Here is an 18,349-nt window from a genome sequence, read left to right on the forward strand (position 1 = left end):
GGTGGCCACCAGCTTCCTACCGAGACCCCACGGCGTCGAGCCGCTCGGCGATCGGCTCCAGTCGAGCGGTCAGCTCGTCGAGCTCTCTCGGTTCCAGCGCCTCGTACGGTGCTTCGGCAAGGGCATCGGTCAGCGACTCGATCCGGTCCTTCGTCGCGCGGCCCGCGTCGGTCAGCCGGCCGGAGACGTCGACCAGGCAGCGGTCACGCAGGCCGTCCATGACCTCGACCAGCCGAGCCTTGGGAAGGTGGTGGATCCGGCCGAACGACTCGGCCGGGTAGATGCCCGCGGCCAGGGCGCTCAGCACATGGGCCTCGGTGCCGCCGACCTGCTCGGAGACCAACGCGACCGTGTGACCGTCCCCGCGGTGCTCGCGCAGCATGTTGGCCGCGTGCCAGAGCCGTGCCACCGGCTGCTCGGGCACCGGGAGCGAGCGAAGCCCGGCGTACATGACCCGTCCCTCGATCGGGGCGCTGATCGACGCCTGGGCGAGGAGCTCGGCGGCGCGTGCGAGCCCGGGCGTCTCCACGAGGTCAGCGAGGATCCGCCGCAGCGCCGCCACGCATCCCCTTTCCCGCGCGGCGTGCGCCGCCTCGGGCGTGGTCGTTTCCCAGACCTTCGGGATGTGGCGCGCGACCTCACCGTCGGCGAAGCTGTAGAACGCCGCGTGGACCACCTCTGCCGGCGCCCTCCCCAGCGGAGCAGCACGTCCGGCGAAGTAGCCGTCCCAGTAGTTGTCGAAGCCGAGCTCCGCCATCGCCTCGTTGGGCTCGTCCGAGAAGAAGTTGACCAGGGATATCGGCTCGGTGAGGTCGAAGAGGCGGCGCGCTACCGGCTGGGGATGTTTCATCCTGCGCACCCAGGCGGCTACTCGGCGGCGCCGCGGCCCACGGCGAACGCCGTCAGCCGGGCTCGTCCCATGGCGATTCGCGACCACGCGCCGGGGAGCTCGAAGATCGCGGTCGCGCTGGTCGGGTAGCCCTGCATCAGCCGGTCGACCGCGTCCGGGGGGCCCTCGCCGTCGTCGAGCAGCTGGGCCAGCATGCCGACCGTGGGGTTGTGCCCCACGACGACGAGGGTGCCGACGGCTTCGTCCGTCATGGCGACCACGTCGAGCACGCCGTCCTCGTCGGCACCGTAGAGCGCCCGGTCGAAGGTCGCCTCGGCCGACCAGCCGGCCGACTCCGTGAGGATCTCCCAGGTCTGCCGCGTACGAACTGAGGCGGACACCAGCCCGGCGTCGGCGGTCACACCCTGCTCGGCCAGCCAGGCACCCGCTGCCGCCGCGTCACCCCGGCCCCGCGCCGACAGCTCGCGCTCGAAGTCGGACGGGCCGTAGCCCTCGGCCTTCGCGTGCCGGACCACGACGAGCCGATGCGGGCTGCTGACCATGGCTGAATGCTAGGGGGTCGGTAGCGGCCCCTTTGAGGGAGGATGAACAGGTGTCGTCGTACGGACCCACCCACCTGGTGCCGCTGGTGCTCTTCGTCATCGGGCTGGTCGCCGCCGTGTGGCTCGGCCGGCAGCACCGGGCGGTCGACGGCCCGACCCGCTTCAGCCGCGCCGCCGCCGTGCTGGTGCCACTGGCGACGGTGCCGTTCCTGGTGATCGACCTGATCTTCAACTTCGACATCGCGGTAACCCTGCCGTTGCACCTGTGCGACCTGGCATGGATCGCGGCGAGCTGGGCCCTGTGGACGCACAAGCCGTTCCCGGTGGCACTGACCTTCTTCTGGGGGCTGACGCTGACCATCCAGGGCGTGATCACCCCGGCGCTCGGCGAAGACATCCCGCACCCGCGCTACTTCGCGTTCTGGGCCCTGCACCTGCTGATCGTCTGGGCCGCCGTCTACCTGGTGATCGGGCTCGGCAAGGTGCCGCGCTGGCGGGACTACGGCACGACGGTGGCGACGACGTTGGGCTGGGCGGCGGCGACGTACTGCCTGAACCTGGTCGCGGACACCAACTACGGCTACCTGATGCGCAAGCCGCGCAGCTCCATCCTCGACTTTTTCGGCCCTTGGCCGTGGTACGTCGTGCAGGAGATCGCCCTGATCGTGGCGGTCTGGGCGCTGATGACGTGGGTAGCGCAGCGAAGTGTCAAGCACCCATCGCGTGGAAGCCGCCGTCCACGTGCACGATCTCTCCCGTCGTAGCCGGGAACAGGTCGGACAGCAGCGCGCCGACGGCGCGCGCGGTCGGCTCGGTGTCGGAGTTGTCCCAGCCGAGCGGAGCGCGGGTCTTCCACAGGTCCTCGAGGTCGCCGAAGCCGGGGATCGCCTTGGCGGCCATCGTCCGGAGCGGCCCCGCCGACACCAGGTTGACCCGGATCCCGTGCGGACCGAGGTCGCGCGCGAGGTAGCGCGAGCAGGACTCGAGCCCGGCCTTCGCCACGCCCATCCAGTCGTACGCCGGCCACGCCACCGTCGCGTCGAAGGTGAGTCCGACGATCGACCCGCCGGCGGGCATCAGCGGTCGGCAGGCGACGGCCAGCGACTTCATCGAGTACGCCGAGACCTGCACCGCCTGCGCGACGTCCTCCCAGGGTCCGTCGAGGAAGTTGCCGCCCAGCAGCGTCTCCGGGTTGCCGTAGGCGATCGAGTGCACGACGCCATGGAGGACTGCATCCTCGCCGAGGTGCTCGCGCACCATCGCTGGCAGCGCTGCGAGATGGTCGACGTCGGTGACGTCGAGCTCGAGCACCGGGGGCGCCTCGGGAAGCCGCTTGGCGATCCGTCGGGTGATGCCGAGCGCCCGGCCGAAGTTGGAGATCAGGACCGTGGCGCCCTGCTCCTGTGCAAAGCGGGCCACGGCGAAGCCGATGGAGGTGTTGTGGGTGACACCGGTGACCAGGATGTTCTTGCCCGCGAGCAGTCCAGAACCATGGGCAGTCATGTCAGTGCCCCATCCCGAGACCGCCGTCGACCGGGATCACGGCGCCGGTGACGTAGCCCGACGCGGGGTCCGCCAACCACGTCACCGCCGCGGCGACCTCCTCCGGCCGTGCGTAACGGCCGAGGGGGATCTGGGTGCGGATCGCGTCCTTCTGCTCGTCGGTCAGCACCGACGTCATGTCGGTCTCGACATAGCCGGGAGCGACGACGTTCGTCGTGATCGACCGGGAGCCGAGCTCCCGGGCCAGCGACCTCGCCATGCCCACCAGGCCGGCCTTGGACGCCGCGTAGTTGACCTGTCCCGGCGACCCGAGCAGACCGACGACGCTCGAGATGAAGATGATCCGACCACGCTTGAGCCGGAGCATGCCCTTGGCTGCCCGCTTCGCCAGCCGGAAGGACCCGGTGAGGTTGGTTTCGATGACCGAGGACCAGTCCTCCTCCGACATCCGGAGCAGGAGCGTGTCGGCCGTGATCCCGGCGTTGGCGACGAGGATCTCGACCGGTCCGTGGGCCTCCTCCGCCGCGGTGAACGCCGCGTCGACGTCGGCCGGCACGGTGATGTCCGCCTTGATCTCGAGCGCGCCGTCGGGAGCGCCACCGCTGCGGGTGGTCACGGCGACCCGGTCGCCCTGGGCGAGGAAGGCTTCGGCGATCGCGCGGCCGATGCCACGGTTGCCGCCGGTGATCAGGACCGAGCGCGGCTCGGGAGCGGTCGCGGAGTTCACGCCTACGACGCTATCCGTCCGGTGGGGCGGCCTCGCCTCCAGTACCGAGCAACTTCTTCGGCTTCTTTTGTAAGAACCCGACAAATTGAATTGGCCGAGCGCGTCTCCGGTGCGGCGGTGGAGGCAGCAAGCTGCCGGGGCGCACCTCCCGCCGCGCTGCCGGCTGAAGCGCTAACCGTGCTGCGGGTTAGTCGTCTTCCAGACGGAAGCCGACCTTCATCGTGACCTGGAAGTGCTCGACCCGGCCGTCCTTGATCTGACCGCGGGTCCCGATCACCTCGAACCAGTCGAGATGACGCAGCGTCTTGCTGGCGCGCTCGATGCCGTTCTGGACTGCCTGGTCGACGCCGTCGGGTGACGTGCCGACGATCTCGGTGACCCGATAGGTGCGGTTGCTCATGCGGTTCAGCCTAGGGCGTGTCGCCCCGGTCTGTGCCGTTGCGAGCGGAGTTTCCGTCCGATCTGGCAAGGCGGCGGAGCGCGGGCATGCTGGGCGCACGTCAAGCGACGCCAACACAGCCAGATCGAGGCGGAAACGCCGCGGAGTAGGCGCAGGGCGGGGTGACGCGCCCTCGACCTGCCCTAGACCTGCTCACAGCGACCGGCGCGGCGTACGCTGAAGGCATGTCCGACACCCCGATCCGGATCACCACTGCCGGATCCGGCCCCGACGCCGACCTCGCCCGGCGGCAGCGGCGCTACGTCATCTCGATGTCGATCCGGACGGTGTGCTTCATCGGCGCCGCGATCGCCGGGATGGCCGGGATCAACTGGTTGTGGCCGATCCTGATCCTGGCGGCGCTGGTGCTCCCCTACGTCGCCGTGGTCAACGCCAACGCCGCCAACTCGCGCACCGACGCGCTGCCGCTCACGGACGGCGGCCGCAGCGACCGGCAGCTGGGCTCGAAGTGAGCCAGGCTCCCGCCAGCGAGCCCGACTACTGCTCCGCCAAGGGCTGCCGCGCCGACGCGACCTGGCAACTGCTCTGGAACAACCCGCGGATCCACACGCCGGACCGGCGCAAGGTGTGGCTCGCCTGCGACCAGCACAGGGAGTCGCTCGAATCGTTCCTCGGTGCCCGGGGCTTCCTCAAGGACACCGTGCCGCACGGCGCCTGACCGGCGCCTGGAATGTCAGCCGCCGATGGCCGACATCGGCCGGTCGGGCTGGAGGAACGTGGGGTCGTCGATCCCGTGACCCGCGGCCTTGCCGGCCATCGCGACCAGCCAGCGCTCGGCGAGATCCTCGTCGGTCGCTCCCCGGCGCATCGCCGTGCGCAGGTCGGACTCCTGCCGGGCGAACAGACAGTTGCGGACCTGGCCGTCAGCGGTGAGCCGCACGCGGTCGCAGTCACCGCAGAACGGCCGGGTCACCGATGCGATCACGCCGACCGTGGCGGGGCCACCATCGACGAGGAACAGCTCCGCCGGTGCGCTCCCCCGCGGCTCGGACGCCGGAGCCAGCGTGAACGCTCCGTCGAGGCGACCGAAGATCTCGTCGGCGGTGACCATTCCCTCCCGCGACCACCCGTGCTGGGCGTCGAGCGGCATCTGCTCGATGAACCGCAGCTGGTAGCCCCGCTCGAGACACCAGCGGAGCAGCTCGGGTGCCTGGTCGTCGTTGACGCCGCGGAGCAGCACGGCGTTGACCTTCACCGGACCCAGACCCGCCGCCTCGGCGGCGGCGAGGCCCTCGACGACGTCGTCGAACCGGTCGCGCCGGGTGATCTCCAGGAACGTGTCGGGACGCACGGTGTCGAGGCTGACGTTGACCCGGTCGAGACCCGCCTCGGCGAGCGAAGCGGCAGTGCGGGCGAGGCCGATCCCGTTGGTCGTGATCGACAGCTCGACGCCGGGGCCCACCGCGCGGGTGCGGCGGACGACGTCGACCAGGCCGCGTCGTACGAGGGGCTCGCCGCCGGTGAAGCGGACCTCACGGACTCCCAGCCGCTCGATCGCGATCGCGATCAGCCGCACCACCTCGTCGTCGGTGAGCTGGTCGTCACCCGGCAGCCAGTCGAGCCCTTCGGCAGGCATGCAGTAGGAGCAGCGCAGGTTGCAGCGGTCGGTCAGCGACACCCGGAGGTCGGTCGCCACCCGGCCGTAGCGGTCGACGAGGGGCTGCATCACCCCAGGATAGGCCGGATGTGGGCGGGTGCCCCTCACGCCCTACGGTGATCTCTGTGGGTGAGTGGCTGGCGTCGTGGCGATTCCTACTCAGCCGCCGGTGGCTGCTGTTCTTCGTCGCGATCGTCGTCCTCGCCTGCGGCACCTGGTGGCTCGGCGAGTGGCAGTTCGGCCGGCTCGACGACCGCGAGGCGCGCAACGCCGTGATCGAGGACAACGCGCACGCCGACCCGGTGCCGGTGGACGAGGTGCTGGCTCCCGGGGACGCCGTGTCGTCCGACGAGGAGTACACCGTCGTCGAGGCGACCGGCAGCTACGACGTCGACGACACCCTGATCGTCCGGTACCGCACCCGGGACGGCGCACCAGGGGTGCAGGTCGTCGTACCGCTGGTCACGGCGGACGGCACCGCCCTCGTCGTCGATCGCGGGTGGCTGCCGGACGAGGATCCGTCGGTGGACCCGCGCGACGCGGCACCGCCTCCTCCGGACGGCGAGGTGACCATCACCGGCTGGGTGCGCGCCGACGGCGAGGGCGACAGCACCGAGGTGTCGGACGGCGGGATGCGGGCGATCTCGAGCGAGGCGATCGGGGATGCCCTCGACCGGGAGGTCTACGGCGGGTTCGTGGAGCTCCTCTCCGAGGACCCCGCTCCCGCCGAGGCGCTCGAGCCCCCCGAGGAACCGGACACCGGCGAGGGCCCGCACTTCTTCTACGGCCTGCAATGGTGGTTCTTCGGAGTGCTCGCCCTCGGCGGCTTCGGCTACCTGGCCTGGGACGAGCGGAAGCACGGTCCGCGAGGCGAACGACGGCGGAGCCGCACCGGCTCAGAGCGAGCGGGTCATCCCGCCATCGACCGGCACCATCGCGCCGGTGACGAAGGACGCGGCCGGTGAGAGCAGGAACGCTGCCACCCGTCCGAACTCGGCGGGCGCGCCGTACCTGCGCAGCGGGATCTGCTCCTTCCAGTACGCACGCGCCGCGTCCTGGTCCCCCGTCGCGGCGTCCAGCTCGGCGACCCGCTCGGTGTTGACCCGCCCCGGCAGCAGCCCGTTGACGCGCACCCCGCGCGAGCCCAGCTCGTCGGCGAGGCCCTTGGCGACCATCGCCAGACCCGGCCGGAAGCCGTTGGACACCGTGAGACCCGGGACCGGCTGGCGGACGCTGGTGGAGAGCACCAGCGCGATCGAGCCGTCCTCGCCGAGCGCGGCGCCGATCTCACGGGCGAGCCGGACGCTGCCGAGGAAGACCGACTCGAATGCCGCGGTCCACTGCTCGTCCGTGATCGCACCCAGCTCACCGGGCGGTGGACCTCCGACGCTCACCAGGGCCCCGTCGAGACGGCCCCAGCGCTCCTGCGCGGCCGCGATCAGCCTTCCTGGCGTCGTGGGATCCGCGTTGTCGGCTGCCACGCCGAGTCCCCTGTTCTCACCGAGCACGCCAAGGGCGGTGACTGCCGCATCGACGCTCTCCTGGGAGCGACCCGAGACGACGACGCGCGCCCCTTCGGCCGCCAGCGCTTCCGCGGTGGCCCGGCCGAGGCCTCGCGTGCCACCGGTAATGATGAAGACGCGGTCGCGGAGTTCCAGGTCCATGGCGCCAGATTAGGACGTACTGTGACCGCCATGCTCCGCGGCGTGCAGACCCGCCGGGCGTCGATCTCGGGCGTCGCTCTCGTGATGGCGCTGCTCCTCTCCCTCCTCGTCGCTGCGCCTGCCCACGCCGTCAACGGGACACTGAGCGGCACGCTCACCGGACCGGACGGCGACCTCTACGACAAAGGCTTCAAGGTCGAGGTCTTCCAGGCCGACGGCGACCACTGGCAGCTCGCGGCGTCGCAGACGGTCTGGTCGGGCAGCGTGTTCGCGGTCTCACTGCCGCCGGGCAGCTACCGAGCGTGCTTCAGCGCAACCGTCGATGCCTGGGCCGAGGAGGCCGGGCAGCGGTGCTGGTCCGACGGCTACGACGTCCGGGGCGCGACCGACATCCTCATCACCGACGGCAGTACGACGACGATCGACCCCTCGCTCCCCAAGGAGGCGAAGGTGGTGCGGGGTCGGATCGTCGGGCCCGGCGGGGTCGGCATCCAGGCGTTCGTCGCGCCGTACCGGCAGCTGCCGAACGGGACCTGGGAGTGGCGCGGCGGCGACCAGAGCGACCCGGCGGACGGCACCTTCGCCCTGCGGGACCTCGACCCCGGTACCTATCGGTTCTGCCTCCTCGACGTGCCGCGCGACTACGTCTCGGAGTGCTGGGAGGAGGTCGCCAACCTGGGCGATGCGCAGGACGTGACGCTGGAGCCGGGCAACGTCTCCGCTCTCCACTTCCGCCTCGCCCGCAAGGCCGCGATCTCCGGAACGGTGACGCGCCCCCCAGGCTCGACGGAGCCCATGAGCGTCATCGCCTACCACCTCCGGTTCGGACAGTGGGCGTTCGCCGAGGCCGCCGGAGTGGCCCCGGACGGCAGCTACCGGATCGGTGCGCTGCAGGCCGAGGCCTACCGCGTGTGCGTCAACGGGTACGACGTCATCGGCACCTGTTGGCAGCAGGGCTCCGACCCCGCGCAGGCCTCGGACATCGTGCTGACCGCGACCCAGCAGCGCGCCGGCATCGACCTCGCGCCCGGACCGGCCGGCTTCGTCTCCGGCACCCTGCCCGACGTCTACCTCGGTGCCCAGGGCTACCCGAGCGTCACCGCGTGGCGCCAGGTCGGGGACACCTGGGCGGGCGTGGGAGGCGGCGAAGCCGTCCAGACCGGCATCGGCAGCGACTGGACCTACGAGATCGGCTCGCTCCCGAGCGGCACCTACGTCGTCTGCGTGGAGCACTCCGAACCCGAGTTCGTGACTGCGTTCCCCCGCACGTGCAACGGCGGTAGCCCGTCGCCGCAGGGCGGTGTCCCGTTCGAGGTCGTGGCCGGGACCACGACCAGCGGAATCGACATCGACACGGGACAGGCGGGCGAGATCCGTGGCGGTGTCTCGGGGGCACCGGGACGGGTCCGTGTCGACCTCTACGCGCCGACCGGCCGGCTGGCGCTGAGCCAGTGGACCGGGCCGAACAACCGCTACCGGTTCGGCGAGCTCCCTGCGGGTGACTACCGCGTCGGCTTCCACCGCGCGGTCGCCCGGACCTCGCTCGCGGCCGAGTGGTGGCACAACCGCGGCGACGGACTCGGTCACTCCGGGGCGACGCCGGTGCCGGTCGACGGTGACGTCGTGGAGGGGATCAGGGCGACCCTCGACGAGGGCGGCACCATCGACGGCCGGCTGCTCGGCAGCGCAGGCGAGCCGGTGCAAGGCTGCACCGTCCAGGCACGCGCCCGGGACCGCTCACTGGCTGTCCGGACGGCGATCAGCGACGTGACGGGCGCGTTCTCGATCGGCGGGCTCAGCACCGCGTCGTACGTCGTGCTCGTCCCGAAGGCCTGCAGCGGCGAACCGAGCGGGATCTTCTACGACACCGGCTCCCCCGACGGCACGACATCCCGAATTCGGCACGCCGACGACGTCGCCGTGACCCGCGGGCAGACCGCGGACCTGGGCGTCGACCTGCACACCAGCGGCTGAGGCGACCCGGTCAGCCGACGACGTCGTCGATCGCGTCGGCCACGTGCGACACCGGCACCACGTCGGGCGCACCCTTGCGCGCGGCGTCGGCAGTGTGGTCGTCCGGCTGCCGCTGGCTCTCCCGCTCGGCCTCGACCCGCTTGAGGTAGTGCTCGACCTCGCGGGCGCGCTGCTCGGAGTCCCAGCCGAGGTAGCCGCGGGCCAGGTCGGCGACGTAGGGCGCCGCACCGACGCCACGGTCGAAGGTCTCGATCGACACCCGCAGCCGTCGGGTCAGCACGTCGTCGAGGTGCCGGGCGCCCTCGTGGGTCACCGCGTAGACCGCCTCCGCCTGGAGATAGTCCTCGGCACCGGGCAACGGCTCGGCCAGGTCGGGCTCGGCGGCGACCAGGTCCAGCACCTCCAGCACGAGGGAGCCGTACCGCTCCAGCAGGTGCTCGATCCGGTTGATCGCGAGACCGGACTGGGCGGCGAGGCTGCGCCGCTGGTTCCACAAGGCCTGGAAGCCGTCGGCGCCGACCAGCGGGATCTGCTCCGTGACGCAGGGGCCTACCGCCTTGCCCTGCGAGATCTCCAGGCCGCGCACCGCCTCGTCGACGGCGTCGGCGGCCATCACCCGGTAGGTCGTGTACTTGCCACCGGCGACCACGACGAGTCCCGGCACGGAGTGCGCGACCGCGTGCTCGCGGGACAGCTTGGACGTCGCCGCGTCCTCGCCCGCCAGCAGCGGTCGCAGGCCGGCGTAGACGCCCTCGACGTCGTCGCGGGTCAACGGCACCTCGAGCACCTTGTTGACGTGCTCCAGCAGGTAGCCGATGTCGCGGGAGCTGGCGGCCGGATGGTCCTTGGACAGCTCCCAGTCGGTGTCGGTGGTGCCGATGATCCAGTGCCGCTTCCACGGGATGACGAACAGCACCGAGCTCTCGGTGCGCAGGATCAGCCCGGCCTCGCCGCGGATCCGGTCCCGCGGCACGACCAGGTGGATCCCCTTGCTGGCCCGCACCTTGAACTGACCCCGCTCGCGGGCCATGGCCTGGGTCTCGTCGGTCCAGACCCCGGTGGCGTTGATGACCTGGGAGGCACGGATCTCGAAGCGGTTGCCGGTCTCGAGGTCGATCACCTCGGCGCCGACGACCCGCTCGCTCTCCTTGATCAGCCCGACGACGCGGGTGCGGCTGGCGACCGCGGCGCCGTAGGTCGCGGCGGTGCGCGCCAGGAACATCGTGTGCCGCGCGTCGTCGACCTGCGCGTCGTAATATTTGATCGCCCCGACCAGAGCGTCCTTGCGCAGCGAAGGGAAAGCCTTGCGGGCGCCGTGCCGGGTGAGGTGGCGGTGCACGGGCGTGCTGGCGCCGTACCCGCTGGCCTTGGCGAGAGCGTCGTACATCGCGATCCCGGAGCCGGCGTACCACCGCTCCCAGCCCCGGCCGGTCAGCGGGTAGAGGAACGGGACCGGGCGGACCAGGTGCGGCGCCAGCCGCTGCATCAGCAGGCCGCGCTCCTTGAGCGCCTCCGCCACGAGCCGGAAGTCGAGCATCTCCAGGTAGCGCAACCCGCCGTGGACCAGCTTGGAGCTGCGGCTGGACGTGCCGGACGCGAAGTCGCGGGCCTCGACGAGACCGACCGTGAGGCCGCGGGTGGCGGCGTCCAGGGCGCAGCCGGCACCGACCACGCCGGCACCGATCACGAGCACGTCCAGGTGTTGGCCGGAGAGTCGCTTGAGCGCCGCGGAGCGCGCACGGGGCGAGAGTGCGGCCGGCGTCATGCTGTCCTCCTGGGGCGGCTCGGTCGGGTCAGTCTCCCTGATCGAGCGCGCGGATCCACGCGCCCATCCCGGGGGTGATGAAGTGGAGACCTCCGCCGGCCTCCCGGTAGATGGTGCCCTTCCGCAACAGTCTCGCCCGCAGGTACGACACGCTCGTCACCGGTTCCCCCAGTTCCGCCGCCACCAGGCCCCCGCGTGGGAGCTCACCCCGGCCGGCGACTGCGGCCATCGCGCGCAGGTACTCCTGCTCGCGCGGGCTGGCGTCATCCCACCGCGACCGGAACAGGTTCGCGAGGTCGGCCTCGATCTTCGGTACGGCGGCTCGGGCGTGATCCACCCCGATGGCGCGACTCGCGTGCGAGGCGCGCCAGGCGAAGTGGCCCGCGACCTGGATCGCGTAGGGATAGCCGCCCGCGTGGTCGAGCAGGACGTTTGCGGCACCGGGCGTCATCGGCCGGCCCGCTTGCTGCGCCGGACCGACGAGGGCCTCGCGGGCCTCGTTGGGCGGCAAGGTGTCCAGGTCGTGCCACTCGGCGCGCTCGAGGTAGGTCGGCAGCCGGCGGCGGCCTCGGCTCTCCCGCAGCGTCGGCAGTGCGGCGAGGGCGATGACGAGCGGCCACCCGTGGGGGACGTGCTCCTGGACCACGCCGAAGAACAGCGAGATGTCGCCGGGCTCGGCGTTCTGCAGCTCGTCCACCGTCAGCACCAGACCGGAGGACCGTCCGGCCGCGATCTGCATCGTCTCGGCGAGCGTGCCGCCGAGGGTGGGTGCCGCTCCGTCGGGCCGCTCCGCGTCGAACTGGAGCTCACCGCCGACGCCGAAGGCCTTCGCCTCGACCTTGCCGCCGGTCACGCGCAGCCGGCTCTTGCGTTGATCCAGGTCGGCGCCGGCCAACAGCCGACCCGCGCCGACCAGCCCGGCCTCGAGGTCCTCCAGGAACGGCCCGAGCACCTTTGCCTCGACGTGGACGGTCGGCCACCCGTGTCGCTCCGCGGCGAGGGTCGCGATCTCGCCGAGCGTCACGGTCTTTCCGACACCCCGCGGCCCCAGCAGGATCAGCGGCCGCGGCGTGCGGCCGTCGTACGCCGCGATGTCCAGCGCCTCTGCCGCACCGTCGAGGACGTCGGCGCGGCCGGCGAACACCAGCGGTGGCTGGTTGAACCCCGGACGGTATGGATTCTGCTGCCGCGCCGTCATCACGCCCCCTCTGGATCGGACCTTTGCGCGTTAGAGCACTTATAGCATCCTGACGCCGTTATAGCATGTTATAGCAAACGGTCAGACGTCGACCCAGTCGAGGGTGCGCTGCACGGCCTTCTTCCACCGCGCGTAGCCCTCCTCGCGCTGCGTCTCGTCCCAGGTCGGCTCCCAGCGGGTGTCCTCCGCCCAGTTGGCACGCAGCTCGTCGGTGTCGCGCCAGAACCCGACGGAGAGGCCGGCGGCGTACGCCGCGCCCAGGGCCGTCGTCTCGGGCACGACGGGCCGGCTCACGGGGACCCCCAGCACATCGGCCTGGATCTGCATGCAGAGGCTGTTGAGGGTCACGCCGCCGTCGACCTTGAGCACCTCGAGCTGGACTCCGGAGTCCTGGCACATCGCCTCGGCGACGTCGCGGGACTGGTAGCAGATCGCCTCGAGGGTCGCCCGGGCCAGGTGGGCGTTGGTGTTGAAACGCGAGAGCCCGACGATGGCGCCGCGCGCGTCCGAGCGCCAGTACGGCGCGAACAGGCCGGAGAACGCAGGCACGAAGTAGACGCCGCCGTTGTCGTCGACCTGCCGGGCCAGCGACTCGGACTCGGCCGCGCCGCTGATGATGCCGAGCTGGTCGCGCAGCCACTGGACCGCGGAGCCTGTGACGGCGATCGAGCCCTCGAGCGCGTAGACGCAGTGCTCGTCGCCGAACCGGTAGGCCGGCGTCGTGAGCAGCCCGGCCTTGGAGCGGACGATCTCGGTGCCCGTGTTGAGGAGCATGAAGTTGCCGGTGCCGTAGGTGTTCTTGGCCTCGCCGGGCGCGAAGCAGACCTGACCGACGGTGGCCGCCTGCTGGTCGCCGAGGATCCCGGTCAGCGGCACCTCACCGCCGAACGGGCCGTTCGCCCGGGTGACGCCGAACGGGCCGCCGGACTCCGAGGCCGACGACTCCCGGATCTGCGGGAGCATCTCGCGCGGCACCCCGAAGAACCCGAGCAGCTCGTCGTCCCAGTCGAGAGTCTCGAGGTCCATCAGCATGGTGCGGCTGGCATTCGTCACGTCGGTGACGTGCACCCCACCGTCGGGACCTCCGGTCAGGTGCCACAGCAGCCAGGTGTCCGACGTACCGAAGAGGGCGTCGCCGCGTTCGGCCGCTTTACGCGCACCGTCGACCTGCTCGAGGATCCACTGCAGCTTGCCGCCGGCGAAGTACGTCGCCGGCGGGAGCCCCGCGCGGTGACGGATCGTGTCGCCGCGCCCGTCGCGGTCGAGCGCCGCCGCGATCGCGTCGGTGCGGGTGTCCTGCCAGACGATCGCGTTGTGCAACGGACGCCCGGTGCGCCGGTCCCAGACGAACGTGGTCTCGCGCTGGTTGGTGATGCCGACGGCGGCGAGGTCGCCGGCGTCGATACGGGCCTTGCCGAGTGCGGTCTGCACGACGGCGGACGTCCGCTCCCAGATCTCCACTGGGTTGTGCTCGACCCAGCCGGCCCGCGGCAGTACCTGCTCGTGCTCCAGTTGGTGCCGGGCCACCTCGGCCCCCGCATGGTCGAACACCATGAACCGGGTGCTCGTCGTGCCCTGGTCGATGGCCCCCACGTATTCCGCCACGGACCCACTCTGGCACGTCACTCCGGAGACACGAGCGCGAAGTGCAGCGCGGCGGGCGCGGAGTAGCCGATCCCGACCTCGTTCATCACGTAGTCGTCCGCCAGGTCGCGGTAGGTCTGCTGGCGGGTGTCGAACGGGCCGAGGGTCAGGTCGGCTCCGCGGTTGTCGTTGATGTCGACGAGTGGTGCCGGGCCGCCGACGACGGCTCCGCCCAGGTCGAGGTCCACGGCCTGGACCCAGTGGTAGGGATCCTCGATGCCGCCGACCTCGGCCTGCCAGCGCAGGCCCCACGGGTTGACGCCGAGGAACCAGCCGGTCGCCCGGTCGAGCGCGGCGCCGGCGCCGGTCAGACCCGCGCGGGCGGCGAGGGCGAGCACCACCGCTCCCGACTCGCTCTGTCGCACCGAGGCCCACTGCGCCCACCCCGCCCGGCCGAACGCGGTCTCGGTCGCGACGACGTGCATCCACGCCGTGCCGCCGGCCTGCAGGATCCGGCACGCCGGTCGCCGGACCCCGGGACGCGCCGGGTCGTCGTCCGGCCGGAGCACGCCGCAGAGCTCGGCCGCTGCGATCGCGGACATCTGATAGCTGTCGGCGGCGACCAGCCAGCTCCGTTCGCCGTCGGAGGTCGCGCGCCGCAGGGAGGCGAGCGCGTCGCCGGCGTACGACGCCCTGCCGGTGGCGCGCCACAGCGCCGCTTGCGCGACCGCGAGGTCGTCGCGCCAGCTGTCCTGCTGGTAGCAGCAGTTGCGCCAGACCCTCCCGAGCGCCCGCGCCTTCGCGAGCCAGGCCTCCGCCTGCCGGACCAGCCGCCGACGAGGCTCGCCCGAGTACCGCAGCGCCGCATTGGCGAGGGCCGCGGACGTGATCGCAGCGACGTCGGACCCTCCCGTCTCGCGGGTGAGTACGTACGACGGCCGCCGGCTGCGGCGGGGGTCGGAGCTGCCGTCGTCGACGGTCGGGTCCCGGAAGCCCGCGTTGTGGTCGGCCGCGGTGTGCCCGACCTGGGCGACGAACACGTCGCGCCGGGGATGTGCCTTACGGAGCCAGCGGACCCCGATCCCGGTGAGATCGAGGATGACCGACGCTTGAGCAGGCTGGTTGGCGGCAGCGAGCTCGAGCATCAGCGTCGAGTACGCCGTGGTGACGGTGAACTTCAGCTGGTCGCCGGAGTCCATCCAGCCGCCCTCGACGTCGATCCGCTCGCCTCGCTGCGGCCCGTTCGCGATCGGCGACCGGCGGTCGTGCAGGTGGCTCGGTCCGTGCCAGATCGTCGGTTCGTCGCCGTCGGCGTTGGCCTTGAAGATCGAGAGCGCCGCCCCGAGGACGCCGCGGAAGAGGTGTTCGCCCACCTCGATGACGACCGACTTCTTCGTGCCGACGACCACCCGGTACACGCCTGGTTCGGTGATCGCCGACAGGTCCGCCAGCGCGGCGTACCGCCATGGCCTCGCCGGACCCGGCAGCGGCTCGAGCGGCCCGGTGTCGATGGCGGCGCCGTCGCTCGTGGAGACGACCGAGTAGGTGGTCCCGGCCAGCGGTGAGTCCGACGCCACGACCGCCGGGGGCACCTCCCCCGGCTCCGCGAACACCGGCACCCGGATGGTCAGCGGCGGTGCTGCGTGCGCCGGCGACGGGCTCGACGGCTCGGCGAACGGGATGACCACCAGGAGGCCGACCGCCAGGGCGAGGAAGGTCCTGCGTCGGCGCGATGTCATCCGCCCATCGTGCGGTCGCAAGTCGATCCTGTCGAGCACTTGACCTCAAGTTAACTTCAAGTTTCACCATGGAGTCATGACTAAGGAAACCGCACTCGTCTCAGGCGGCAGCGCCGGGCTCGGCCGCGCCCTGGTGGCTGCACTCAGCGAGCAGGGCTGGCACGTCGTGACCGACGGCCGCGACCCCGCCCGTCTCGACACCCTTCGCGAGCTCCCCGGAGCCGACCACATCACCGCCGTCCCCGGTGACGTGACCGACGCCGACCACCGCGACGCCCTGCTGGCCGCGGTCGACGGCCGGCTCGACCTGCTGGTCCACAACGCCAGCGCCCTGGGCCCGGCCAGCGGCGACACCCGGCACCGACTCCTGGTGGACGTCACCCCCGACGACCTCCAGTACGTCTGGCGGCACAACGTCGGCGCCCCCCTGATCCTGACGTCCCTGCTGCTTCCCGTGCTGACCGGGTCCCGCGGCGTGCTGCTGTCGATCTCGTCCGACGCAGCAGTGGAGCACTACGCGGGCTGGGGCCTCTACAGCGCGTCGAAGGCGGGCCTCGACCACATCACGCTGACCTTCGCAGCCGAGAACCCGGAGATCACGGCGTACGCCGTCGACCCGGGTGACATGCGCACGCAGATGCACCAGGACTGGTTCCCGGGTGAGGACATCTCGGACCGGCCGCTCCCGGAGACCGTGGTGCCGCACTTGCTGGCGCTGCTGGGGAGTCGGCCCCCGTCGGGCCGCTACCGGGCCGCCGACTTCCCTGCGCTGCGCGTCGCCGAACGGACGGGAGCCTGACATGACGCTCCTCGACGAGCGCCCCACCACCAGCTTCAGCGCCCCGCGGAGCGCGTTCGCCCCGGCCCCGGCCGAGCGGAGGGGTGTCGCCCGGGACCGGGTGCGGCTCCTGGTCGCCGACGGCAGCCGCGGGCTCACCCACACCCGCTTCGCCCACCTGGCCGAGCACCTCCGCGCCGGCGACGTCGTCGTCGTCAACGATTCCGCGACCGTCGCTGCCCAGCTCGACGCCCAGCTGGTCACCAGGGCGGACCGGCACGGTCCCGTGGTCGTCCACCTCGCCGCCCCGTTGCCCGACCCTTCGACAGGCTCAGGGCAAGCCTGGGTCGTGGAGGTACGACGCGCGCCCGACGCCGATCGCGCAGTGCTCGACGCGGAGCCCGACGACGTGCTCGAGATCGCTGCCGGCGTGGTCCGGCTGCGCCTCGTCGCGCCCTACCCCGAGCCGGGATCCTCCCCCACCGGGACCGGTAACCGGCTGTGGCAGGCGAGCGCCGACGGCGACCTGGCTGCGGCCGCCCGCCGCTACGGCCGACCGATCTCCTACGGCTACCTCGCAGACCGCTACCCGCTGAGCGACTACCAGACGGTGTTCGGCCGTCGGCCCGGCAGCGCCGAGATGCCCTCGGCGGGCCGTCCGTTCACGGCCGACCTGGTGACCCGACTGGTGGCGGGCGGAGTGATGGTCGCCCCGGTCACGCTGCACACCGGCGTGTCCTCGCAGGAGGCCGGCGAGGCACCGCAGCCGGAGCGGTTCGAGGTGCCGGCGGCGACCGCCGCGGTGGTCAACGCCGCGCGCGCCGGCGGCGGACGGGTGATCGCGGTCGGCACCACGGTCACCCGAGCGCTCGAGTCCGCTGTCGAACCGACCGGTGACGGCAGCAGGCTGGTCGCCGCGCGAGGATGGACCTCCCGAGTGGTGACCCCCGCGGACCCGCCGCGGATCGTCGACGGCCTGGTCACCGGGTGGCACGACCCGGAGGCGTCCCACCTGCTGCTGGTCGAGGCGGTCGCCGGCCCCGAGCTCACGCAGCGGGCGTACGCCGCGGCCGTCGACGCCCGCTACCTCTGGCACGAGTTCGGGGACTCCGCCCTGCTGCTGCCCTGACCCAGGGACGCCTCAGGGGATATCCCGATGCGGCGTCACCAGCGATCAGGCAAGGTAAACCTTATGACGAGCGCCCCCCATCGCCCGCCTGTTGCCGCTCGTGCAGTCGACCTGCGCAAGGTCTACGGGTCCGGCCAGTCGGAAGTCCACGCCCTTGCCGGCGTCACCGTCGATCTCGAGGCCGGCAAGTTCACCGCCATCATGGGCCCGTCGGGCTCGGGCAAGTCGACGTTGATGCACTGCCTGGCGGCCCTCGACAACCCGACGGCGGGCACGGTCGAGGTCGACGGCACCTCCCTGACCGGCCTCAGCGACAAGGCGCTCACCGCACTGCGCCGCGATCGGGTCGGGTTCGTCTTCCAGGCGTTCAACCTGATCCCCACCCTGACCGCGCAGGAGAACATCCTGCTCCCCCTCGACCTCGCCGGCAGGAAGCCCGACCAGGCGTGGTTCGACACCGTGGTGGACGCGGTCGGCCTCAGGGACCGGCTCGGCCACCGGCCGAGCGAGATGTCGGGCGGCCAGCAGCAGCGGGTCGCGTGCGCCCGGGCGCTGGCGAGCAAGCCGTCGATCGTCTTCGCGGACGAGCCGACCGGCAACCTCGACAGCACCTCCGGCGCCGAGGTGCTGTCGTTCTTGCGGCGCAGCGTCGACGAGTTCGGCCAGACCGTGGTCATGGTGACCCACGACGCCGTCGCGGCGTCGTACTGCGACCGGGTGATCTTCCTCGCCGACGGCCAGGTCGTCGACGAGATCGACAACCCCGACCGGGAGCAGATCCTCGAGCACATGACCGCGCTCCAGACCCTTGTCGCGGCCGCGCCTGGGACCGTCTGACG

The 18,349-nt window shown here is 71.7% G+C and carries 19 protein-coding genes; 8 read left to right on the forward strand and 11 right to left on the reverse strand.

Features of this window, described 5'->3' with window-relative positions; translation table 11 throughout:
* Positions 1–16: 16 nt before the first annotated feature.
* Both SHK19_RS11750 and SHK19_RS11755 read right to left on the reverse strand, forming a co-directional pair.
* The gene (locus SHK19_RS11750; protein WP_322936321.1) at positions 17–850 is read right to left on the reverse strand and encodes an SCO6745 family protein; all 834 of its coding nucleotides are present in this window, start codon (positions 848–850) and stop codon (positions 17–19) included.
* 17 nt (positions 851–867) lie between these two features.
* Entirely contained in the window at positions 868–1,392 is a 525-nt protein-coding gene (locus SHK19_RS11755; protein ID WP_322455150.1) for a SixA phosphatase family protein, read from the reverse strand.
* 50 nt (positions 1,393–1,442) lie between these two features.
* On the opposite strand from SHK19_RS11755, the gene SHK19_RS11760 reads away from it, so the two are divergent.
* The gene (locus tag SHK19_RS11760) at positions 1,443–2,156 is read left to right on the forward strand and encodes a YwaF family protein (RefSeq protein ID WP_322455151.1); all 714 of its coding nucleotides are present in this window, start codon (positions 1,443–1,445) and stop codon (positions 2,154–2,156) included.
* Here SHK19_RS11760 and fabI read toward each other — a convergent pair.
* From fabI to SHK19_RS11775, 3 genes are all read right to left on the reverse strand, one after another.
* Positions 2,101–2,895 carry an enoyl-ACP reductase FabI gene (fabI, locus tag SHK19_RS11765; protein ID WP_322936322.1) on the reverse strand — a complete coding sequence of 265 codons (795 nt, stop codon included), beginning with the start codon at positions 2,893–2,895 and terminating at the stop codon, positions 2,101–2,103. The genes SHK19_RS11760 and fabI overlap by 56 nt on opposite strands.
* Before the next feature lies 1 nt (position 2,896).
* Complete coding sequence (gene fabG / locus SHK19_RS11770) at positions 2,897–3,622, reverse strand: 3-oxoacyl-ACP reductase FabG (RefSeq protein WP_322936323.1); 726 nt, start codon at positions 3,620–3,622, stop codon at positions 2,897–2,899.
* A 187-nt stretch (positions 3,623–3,809) separates the two neighbouring features.
* Entirely contained in the window at positions 3,810–4,022 is a 213-nt protein-coding gene (locus SHK19_RS11775) for a dodecin (RefSeq protein ID WP_322455154.1), read from the reverse strand.
* 224 nt (positions 4,023–4,246) lie between these two features.
* Between SHK19_RS11775 and SHK19_RS11780 the strand changes: the two genes are divergently transcribed.
* Positions 4,247–4,534, forward strand: a complete 288-nt coding sequence (locus SHK19_RS11780; RefSeq protein ID WP_322455155.1) for a DUF3099 domain-containing protein — start codon at positions 4,247–4,249, stop codon at positions 4,532–4,534.
* Positions 4,531–4,740, forward strand: a complete 210-nt coding sequence (locus SHK19_RS11785) for an acetone carboxylase (RefSeq protein WP_322455156.1) — start codon at positions 4,531–4,533, stop codon at positions 4,738–4,740. The genes SHK19_RS11780 and SHK19_RS11785 overlap by 4 nt, the downstream gene beginning before the upstream one ends.
* A gap of 15 nt (positions 4,741–4,755) precedes the next feature.
* On the opposite strand, the gene moaA is transcribed toward SHK19_RS11785, so the two are convergent.
* Positions 4,756–5,748 carry a GTP 3',8-cyclase MoaA gene (gene moaA, locus SHK19_RS11790; RefSeq protein WP_322936324.1) on the reverse strand — a complete coding sequence of 331 codons (993 nt, stop codon included), beginning with the start codon at positions 5,746–5,748 and terminating at the stop codon, positions 4,756–4,758.
* 56 nt (positions 5,749–5,804) lie between these two features.
* Here moaA and SHK19_RS11795 point away from each other — a divergent pair, with 56 nt between their 5' ends.
* Positions 5,805–6,644 (forward strand): SURF1 family cytochrome oxidase biogenesis protein, encoded by an 840-nt coding sequence (locus tag SHK19_RS11795; RefSeq protein ID WP_322936325.1) that lies wholly within the window; start codon positions 5,805–5,807, stop codon positions 6,642–6,644.
* Here SHK19_RS11795 and SHK19_RS11800 read toward each other — a convergent pair.
* Positions 6,576–7,343: an SDR family oxidoreductase gene (locus SHK19_RS11800; RefSeq protein ID WP_322936326.1), complete on the reverse strand. Its 768-nt coding sequence runs from the start codon at positions 7,341–7,343 to the stop codon at positions 6,576–6,578. The genes SHK19_RS11795 and SHK19_RS11800 overlap by 69 nt on opposite strands.
* Before the next feature lie 21 nt (positions 7,344–7,364).
* On the opposite strand from SHK19_RS11800, the gene SHK19_RS11805 reads away from it, so the two are divergent.
* Positions 7,365–9,317 (forward strand): hypothetical protein, encoded by a 1,953-nt coding sequence (locus SHK19_RS11805; RefSeq protein ID WP_322936327.1) that lies wholly within the window; start codon positions 7,365–7,367, stop codon positions 9,315–9,317.
* A gap of 10 nt (positions 9,318–9,327) precedes the next feature.
* On the opposite strand, the gene SHK19_RS11810 is transcribed toward SHK19_RS11805, so the two are convergent.
* From SHK19_RS11810 to SHK19_RS11825, 4 genes are all read right to left on the reverse strand, one after another.
* The gene (locus SHK19_RS11810; protein WP_322936328.1) at positions 9,328–11,082 is read right to left on the reverse strand and encodes a glycerol-3-phosphate dehydrogenase/oxidase; all 1,755 of its coding nucleotides are present in this window, start codon (positions 11,080–11,082) and stop codon (positions 9,328–9,330) included.
* Between the two features lie 28 nt (positions 11,083–11,110).
* The gene (locus SHK19_RS11815) at positions 11,111–12,280 is read right to left on the reverse strand and encodes an ATP-binding protein (RefSeq protein WP_322936329.1); all 1,170 of its coding nucleotides are present in this window, start codon (positions 12,278–12,280) and stop codon (positions 11,111–11,113) included.
* Positions 12,281–12,361: 81 nt separating this feature from the next.
* Positions 12,362–13,834: a glycerol kinase GlpK gene (gene glpK, locus SHK19_RS11820; RefSeq protein WP_405030497.1), complete on the reverse strand. Its 1,473-nt coding sequence runs from the start codon at positions 13,832–13,834 to the stop codon at positions 12,362–12,364.
* A 68-nt stretch (positions 13,835–13,902) separates the two neighbouring features.
* Complete coding sequence (locus tag SHK19_RS11825) at positions 13,903–15,603, reverse strand: glycoside hydrolase family 9 protein (RefSeq protein WP_322936330.1); 1,701 nt, start codon at positions 15,601–15,603, stop codon at positions 13,903–13,905.
* 76 nt (positions 15,604–15,679) lie between these two features.
* Between SHK19_RS11825 and SHK19_RS11830 the strand changes: the two genes are divergently transcribed.
* From SHK19_RS11830 to SHK19_RS11840, 3 genes are all read left to right on the forward strand, one after another.
* Positions 15,680–16,402 carry an SDR family NAD(P)-dependent oxidoreductase gene (locus SHK19_RS11830; RefSeq protein WP_322936332.1) on the forward strand — a complete coding sequence of 241 codons (723 nt, stop codon included), beginning with the start codon at positions 15,680–15,682 and terminating at the stop codon, positions 16,400–16,402.
* 1 nt (position 16,403) lies between these two features.
* Positions 16,404–17,510, forward strand: a complete 1,107-nt coding sequence (locus SHK19_RS11835) for an S-adenosylmethionine:tRNA ribosyltransferase-isomerase (RefSeq protein WP_322455166.1) — start codon at positions 16,404–16,406, stop codon at positions 17,508–17,510.
* 63 nt (positions 17,511–17,573) lie between these two features.
* On the forward strand, positions 17,574–18,347 hold the full coding sequence (locus tag SHK19_RS11840) for an ABC transporter ATP-binding protein (protein WP_322455167.1): 774 nt from the start codon (positions 17,574–17,576) through the stop codon (positions 18,345–18,347).
* Positions 18,348–18,349 lie beyond the last annotated feature (2 nt).

The sequence above is a fragment of the Nocardioides bizhenqiangii genome, assembly GCF_034661235.1.
Classification (GTDB): domain Bacteria; phylum Actinomycetota; class Actinomycetes; order Propionibacteriales; family Nocardioidaceae; genus Nocardioides; species Nocardioides bizhenqiangii.